Below are 6,527 nucleotides of genomic sequence, written 5' to 3'. Positions count from 1 at the left end.
TGGCAGAGGGATTACGACAAATAGCATAAGAAGAATAAATATATAGGGCGGGGACTGCCCGAATTAACGCCTGTGGAGATAGTAGGTCACGAGGTCTGTGAAGCAGGAAGCCCATTGGCTTTAGACAATGGGCAGTTCACGAAAAGTTTGAGGTAAGACCGTGAGAAATATTTGGAAAGATGGAATCTTTGGCCTTGCCATCGGCGATGCGCTCGGAGTGCCGGTGGAGTTTACTTCGAGAGAGGAGAGAAAAGCAGATCCGGTGACGAGGATGCGTGGGTATGGAACACACAATCAGCCGGCAGGAACATGGTCGGATGACACGAGTATGGTGCTTGCGACACTCGACAGCATCGACAATCAACGAAAACTTGATCGAAAAGATATGATGAGACGTTTTTCGGATTGGTGCCTGTATGGAGAGTATACACCTTTTGGTGAGGTCTTCGATATTGGAAATGCAACGAGCCAGGCTATTCTTCGATATGGGCAGACAAAAAATCTGGACGAGTGCGGTGGCAGAACCGAATACGACAACGGAAATGGCTCCTTGATGCGGATTCTGCCGGTCTGCCTGTTTTTGTTTGAGAGACAGAAAAAAATCTGTACTTCGGAAGATGAGTGTATTTACAAAATTCATGCGGTATCTGCGCTGACTCATGCGCATCTGAGAAGCCAGATGGCATGTGGAATTTATTATTTTTGTGTGAAGGCGGTTTTAGAACAGCAGGGAAGTTTGATGGAGCGTCTGCAAAAGGGAATCGATCAGGCTTACGAGTATTACAGGCATGATTTAAGAAATTATACGGAACTGCAGCATTTTCAGAGACTGATGCATTTGGAGAAGTTTCGAAAAATTCCGGAGACGGAGATTTCGAGCAGTGGGTATGTGGTACATACCCTGGAAGCCGCAATCTGGTGTCTGATTCAGACGGATTCCTTTGAGGATGCACTGCTTACCGCAGTAAATCTCGGCGATGATACAGATACCGTCGGCGCGGTGACGGGCGGTCTTGCGGGACTTTTTTATGGTTATGAGAGAATTCCACAGGAGTGGATAGATGCGTTACAAAAGAAGGATAAAATTGAGAGATATCTCTGGAATCCGAATATTTTGTATGGGTATAAGACAGAACCTTCTTTTGCCCAGCGTGGAGTGGATGATGGTGGATTTTCCATCAATATTTATTTGAATGGTGTGTTAGAATACAAGACGTATATTTTTTCTAATCAGGAGAAAACAAGCAACGAATATCTGCTTTCTGAAAATACGATTGAGCAGATTAGGTCAGTTTTGATAGAGGAGCAAGAGGAAATCCGGCATTTAAAAAGAAGAATTGATAATAGAACGTTAGATGGAAGCCTGGAAGAATTTATTTTTATGGGGCAGAAGGTATTAATCGATACGATTCAAGATCAGACAGATGAGGAGTATGAACGGGCCGAACAGAATGATTCTGGCAGGATTGGAAAGTATGAGTCTGCGAAGCGACAAGAGAAAATACTCATAAAAATTTTTCATGCAGTGGCAGAAATTTTAAAGCGGGAAAAGATTGAGATGGGTTTATATCATATCTATTTTCGAAGAGATCAGATTTTGGATGACGATATGTGACAATGGTGTATGATAGCGATCTAAGATCAATAGATTCATCCTATAACTCCCTATCAATTATTAGAACTTCTCAAAGAAAGAAAAAATAGGTATAATCACTCCCATAAAAAAGAAATCAGGAAAACAGTAAGTGAGTAGGGATATGGATTCCTGCAAAACTTTAAAACACTGAAAGAATGACAGAAGTAACTGAGAAAATATGAGAGTGAGTGATAAATTATGAAACAGATTTTATGCTTTGGAGATTCGAATACGTTTGGACTGGTGCCGGGCGAGAATGCGAGATACCCGTGGGGAGTCAGATGGACAAGCATTCTGAATGAAAAATTGGGATTGCAGGAATACCGGGTAATTGAGGAGGGATTGTGCGGAAGAACAAGCATCTTTGATGATCCGCTTCGCGATGGCAGAAATAGTGTTCGCTTTCTTCCGACTCTGCTGGAATCCCATTCTCCGCTGGATCTTGTGACCATTATGCTTGGAACAAATGACTGCAAATCACTTTTTGGCGCTTCTGCGCAGGTGATTGCACATGGGATTCGGCGTCTGATTGGTCAGATCAGACAGTATGCGCCGCAGAGCAGAATATTGATTATCTCCCCGATTCATCTCGGCGAGCGTGTATGGGAAGCAGGTTTTGATCCGGAATTCAGTCGGGATTCGGTACAGGTATCAAAGGAACTCGCAGAAGCATACCGGAAAGTGGCAGAAGCAGAGAAGGTAGAGTTTTTGGATGCGTCTCAATATGCATATCCAAGTGAAAAAGATCAGGAGCATATGACGGAAGAAGGACACCGAAATCTTGCAGAGGCAGTGTACCGGATTATTGAGGACAAGATTTTGCTTTGATGATTAATAATTACAGATATAATAATTACAGATCAAGACAAAATGAGCGCTCATTTTTGTGTGTCTTGTGTAGCTTGGGTATACAACAAAAAGTTTCCCGATCCATCCGCCATGGCAGAGCAGTTGGATCGGGAAACTCAGGATTGATTTATTCACATTTGTTTTTTAGAAGTCGGGGTATTACATATTGGGATATTACATATCTTAAAAGAGGCGCTTTATTTTTCCGGCAGGTCAACCGGTTCAAAAAGTTCGCCCAGTGTTTCCAGTGTTGGCAATAACTTTGTGACACCGCAGGTAAAGAAGAGAATGCGGATCACTTCAAAAATCTCATCAATGGTGGCACCATTTTCCAGAGCAATTTTTGCATGGACTTTCATAGTGGTCTCTGTACCTGTAGCCATGCCGATCGCCATAACAATCAGCTCACGATATTTTCTTGGAATCGAAATATCTTTCTTGTTACAGTTGACATACTGCTGCAGGAACATATTGATCAGATTCGGGTCATTTCCCATGACGCGGTGAGAATCTAAAAGTTTGCCGCCGCGGGCTTCTTTTAATTCTTCCAGAATCGCCATGGAACGCTCTAATTTCTGTTCATCGGTCTGTTTCAATTTAAACACCTCCTTTCGCCGAGTAAATAAAAGAATAGCTTGCTAATATTTGAAAAATTTCTTTCCAAGCAGAAGGTTGATTGGGTATTGCACATTTACTGACATTTACTCAGAGTGATTCGATTCTAAGTTATAATCCGTATTTTGCACGCAGGAAATCCGGCGCGTAATTCGGGAACAATGCGTAAGTGAGGACATCTTCCTCTGTTCTTGCCAGATTTCCTACTTCCTGTCTGGCAGCTTCAAAACCAGGCTGCAGCATATCGCCCGGACGCGGGAAAGTCGGTTTTTCGTCGCCGAGGGCTTTCTCGAGGAGTTCCGGAGAAATCGGACCCGGCGGCATGCCGTACATTCCACGGCAATATTCTTTTAACTCTTTGCTGACCATGGAATAACGGTTTCCGGTCAGAACGTTGGTTGTGGCCTGGGCACCGCACATCTGGCTTGACGGGGTAGCAAGCGGAGGATATCCCATGTCTGCGCGGACTCTGCTGACCTCTTCGAGAACTTCCGGAAGGCGGTCATAGAGCTTCATGGCAGTCAACTGGCTTTCCAGATTGGAGAGCATGCCGCCCGGAACCTGGTGCTGAAGGCAGCCAACGTCAACTCCTACCAGTTTTGTCTCGAAATCTGCGTATTTTTTGCGCAGCTTTAAGAAATCATCATTGATGGATTTGAACTGTTCGAGATCGATCTTTGGATCGCGGCTGGTTCCTTTCAGTGCAGCGAGGAAGCTCTCGATCGGAGGATGAGCCGGTCCCATGGACATGGAAGAGACACAGACGTCCAGACCGTCCACTCCGGCGCGGATTGCCTCCCAGTAAGTCATCTCAGCCATACCGCCGGTGCAGTGACAGTGAAGATGTACCGGGATTTTTAAAGCTTTCTTTAAAGCAGAGATCAGTTCGTAGGCAGCCTGAGGCGTCATAAGACCGGCCATATCTTCCACATGCATCAGGGAAGCGCCCATTTTTTCCTGATCCAGGGCATTCTGAACGAACACTTCCGTGGTGTGGAAGGGGCTTACATTGTACTGAACGGAGCCCTCGATCTTTTTACCGGCTTTTTTTACTGCGTTGAAGGCTGCCTCACAGTTTCTCAAATCCTGAAGGGCATCAAAAATCAGGAACACATCGATGCCTGCTTCTGCGGCCTTCAGAACAAATTTTTCTACGATGTCATCCGGGTAAGCCTTGTAGCCGACCAGGTTCTGACCTCTGAGAACCATCTTTAACGGAGTTTTCTTTACATATTTCTTGAATTCCCGAACTCTCTCCCAGGGATCTTCTTTCAAAAAGCGGACTGCCACATCGAAGGTAGCGCCTCCCCACATTTCCATGCTGTCATATCCCACCTGATCCATGCGGGTCAGAAGAGGAATCATATCTTCTGTGGTCATGCGTGTGGCAAACAAAGACTGCTGTCCGTCACGAAATTCAACGCTGTTGAATTTTAACGGGGTGCCGGCACCTGCGAAATCAGCGGCACCAATCCCGGTAGGAAGAGTAACTGCTGGAGCTTTTTTTCTGTTCCAGAACAAGCGATCACATCCTTTTCTTTTTCTTTCTTCTTGTATGATTGACTTTTCTTCATGTGGATGGAAACGATCTTTGGATTTGGATGCGGATATTTGCGTATATCTGAGGATACCTATGGAAATCCGTCTCTCAATCAGCTCGCTGATCAAATGAATAGGAAGCCAATGAATAATATTTGGATTGTGTTAAGATTGCGTTTGTATGTGATTGCGATATGCATGTCATATGTGATTTGCGCATAGTCGCATTATGGGCGACCGAACGAATTTGGGAAGAAATCCGTTCGATCTGTCTAAGACAAGTAAAACGTTAAACTAAAACGTTAAAACAAATGTACACCATTTTTTTTCAAATGTCAAGAATAACTTTGAAAAATTTATAAGTGTATTGTAAAAGTCTTTCAAAGTGTTATATGTAAGTGTGTTATCCGCGGACTGTAAAAAATGTAAACGCCAGAATATATAAACATATGGGAATGGGTTATAAAAGAAAAAGCCATAAGGAAGCGTCTGGAAGATTCTAATCGCTTCCTTATGGCGCTATGCCAGCTGAAAAAGGGAGTTCCCTGTTTATTTTTTGTATTTAGAAAGAAAGATGAAGAATCAATAAAAAGATTCTGATGGAAAAACTTTGGGAGAAAAATTCCATTTAAGAGGGTCAGGCGTTTATTCCCTGAAAGCTTTCTCTCAAAATCAATTTTGCCTCGAGTTTGATATGCTTTGGCGAAATGTCATTTGTCTGGATCTTTTCCTGCAAAAGCCGGATGATCTCGCCGCCGATCTCCTTATTTGGCATCTCAATGACACTCAGAGACGGAAGGGAATATTCTGTCATAGAGGAATCCAGCATTCCGATTGACAGAAGCTCTGCATCTTCCGGAATTTTGACTCCCATGTCATGGAAGCCGCGCAGAGCGCCGAGTGCGATTGAGTCGGAATCACAGAAGATAACTTTTGGCTGCTCTGCGTTTTTACAATATTCTTTGGCCAGACGGTATCCGTCCTCCATCGTTCCATTGCCTCGGAAAATGGAATCCGGTGTGACGAGAAGACCGATCTGGCTGCAGGCATCTAAAAATGCCTGGGTACGCTGGCTTGTGGCAACGTAGGCGGAGTGGGAGGCAAAGACAGCTGCCTCTGTGTATCCCTTTTGGCGGATCTGCCTTGCAGCCATCAGACCGATCATTTTGTTGTCTGTGCAGACGGTTGAGAGACATTCTGAGTAACGGTTGATCAGCACCACCGGAACCTGCGGGGAGAGACTCTCTAAATATTTTAAGTCTTTCAGGGAACATGCGCCGACGATCGCTGCGCTGTAACCGTTTTTCAGAATGGAGGCATCATACTGGTCAAGATGGTCGTTCTCGTAAGTCTGAACGACGAGCTCACAGTCAAAGCCGATGCGCGTGCACTCAAGCTGTAAGGCATTCAGAAAAGAAGCCAGAATCATGGTTCGGTAATCAAGCGGCCAGAAAAATGCGATAACCGGTTTCTTGCTTTCCTGAAAGCGGAGACGGCGTGCACTCAAGTTGGGCTGATAGCCGAGCTCGCGCATGGCATCCTGGACACGCTCCTGTGTCTGGGCAGAGATTTTGCGCTCTCCGGATTTGCCGTTTATAATGATAGAGACTGTTGTGACAGACACACCAGCCAGTTTTGCAACGTCTTTTATAGTAGCCATAGGGGAAAGTCCTCCGAAAATTTATGATAGTTATATTATGATAATAAAAAATTTCGATATCGAAATCTGATGAATGTCGACTTGGCGCGTGATTCCGGTCAGTTTTGCGGACATCTTCCAATCTTCAGACGTGTCACCGGCACGTCCTTGATATGCAAAGCAATCAGAATTACTGCGCATCCACTCTGAATTATATCTTACGTTTAATTAACTTTCTTGTCAATTCCA

5 protein-coding genes are annotated in these 6,527 nt (G+C 44.5%); 2 read left to right on the top strand and 3 right to left on the bottom strand.

Annotation, left to right across the window (positions count from 1 at the left end; all coding sequences use genetic code 11):
* Positions 1–160: 160 nt before the first annotated feature.
* Positions 161–1,615, top strand: coding sequence for an ADP-ribosylglycohydrolase family protein (locus ACR0QE_RS06565; protein ID WP_432627563.1), 1,455 nt, complete (start codon positions 161–163; stop codon positions 1,613–1,615).
* Between the two features lie 219 nt (positions 1,616–1,834).
* Positions 1,835–2,464: an SGNH/GDSL hydrolase family protein gene (locus ACR0QE_RS06560; protein WP_432627562.1), complete on the top strand. Its 630-nt coding sequence runs from the start codon at positions 1,835–1,837 to the stop codon at positions 2,462–2,464.
* 218 nt (positions 2,465–2,682) lie between these two features.
* On the opposite strand, the gene ACR0QE_RS06555 is transcribed toward ACR0QE_RS06560, so the two are convergent.
* The 3 genes from ACR0QE_RS06555 to ACR0QE_RS06545 form a co-directional block, all read right to left on the bottom strand.
* Positions 2,683–3,081: a carboxymuconolactone decarboxylase family protein gene (locus ACR0QE_RS06555; protein ID WP_432627561.1), complete on the bottom strand. Its 399-nt coding sequence runs from the start codon at positions 3,079–3,081 to the stop codon at positions 2,683–2,685.
* A 130-nt stretch (positions 3,082–3,211) separates the two neighbouring features.
* Positions 3,212–4,621, bottom strand: a complete 1,410-nt coding sequence (locus ACR0QE_RS06550) for a pyruvate carboxylase subunit B (RefSeq protein WP_432627560.1) — start codon at positions 4,619–4,621, stop codon at positions 3,212–3,214.
* Between the two features lie 655 nt (positions 4,622–5,276).
* Positions 5,277–6,299 (bottom strand): LacI family DNA-binding transcriptional regulator, encoded by a 1,023-nt coding sequence (locus ACR0QE_RS06545; RefSeq protein WP_432627559.1) that lies wholly within the window; start codon positions 6,297–6,299, stop codon positions 5,277–5,279.
* Positions 6,300–6,527: the final 228 nt, after the last annotated feature.

This window comes from Brotaphodocola sp. (assembly GCF_050873065.1).
Classification (GTDB): Bacteria; Bacillota; Clostridia; order Lachnospirales; family Lachnospiraceae; genus Brotaphodocola.
Note: the sequence above shows the minus strand (reverse complement) of the source record. Positions and strands in the feature narration are given on the sequence as shown.